At 61.1% G+C, this 794-nt stretch carries 1 protein-coding gene; it reads left to right on the top strand.

Annotation, left to right across the window (positions count from 1 at the left end; translation table 11 throughout):
• Positions 1 to 502 precede the first annotated feature (502 nt).
• On the top strand, positions 503 to 794 hold a 292-nt coding region (locus AC1D00_RS43575; RefSeq protein WP_477014994.1), incomplete at its 3' end, for a dihydroxy-acid dehydratase domain-containing protein.

Below are 794 nucleotides of genomic sequence, written 5' to 3' on the forward strand. Positions count from 1 at the left end.
GGACGGACGAAGTCGCTGCCTCATACTCCGTCATTGCGAGCGCAGCGAAGCAATCCAGACTGCCACTCGCTGCGCTCGCAATGACGGTGTGGGAAGAGTGTGCGCCTCCATCGCCCGCACCTCAGCGTGACGGGCTGGCAATCTGAGGGCGCGACTCAGTTGAGGCACGCTCCCTCCGTGAGGCTGCACCGGGGCGCGCCGTACCCCGCCGCAAAATCTGAAGTTGTGGATTGTCATCTTCGTGAGGGTATCTCAGTAAGCCGACCCGTGTCTTCCCGGTAACGATTGTGCTGTTCACGCAACACTCCTTCCGGATTAAGCCCTCATCGCTAGCCATTCGCATCACCGCCGCTTTTTAGCCACACCCGAACATGAATAAAATCACTCCAATGTTTTAGGGACTGCGGCGGTCCTCGAGGCGAACGGGAAATCCCAAGGTCGATTCAAATCTTGGCTCTGATTTTTCGGGTCTGAAAGGGTTGGCCGAGGAAACTGGTTTGCGATGGACGCGAAGACCAACATCAAGCAGAGGCTGCCGAGCCGTCACGTGACGGAAGGCCCCTCGCGCGCGCCCCATCGGTCCTACTTCTACGCCATGGGGCTGACCACCGAGCAGATCCATCAGCCCTTCGTCGGCGTCGCCTCCTGCTGGAATGAAGCCGCCCCCTGCAACATCTCCCTGATGCGCCAGGCGCAGGCGGTGAAGAAGGGCGTCGCGCATGCCGGCGGCACCCCCCGCGAATTCTGCACCATCACCGTCACCGACGGCATCGCCATGGGCCATGACGGCATGC

The sequence above is a fragment of the Bradyrhizobium sp. P2_E8 genome (genome assembly GCF_056403875.1).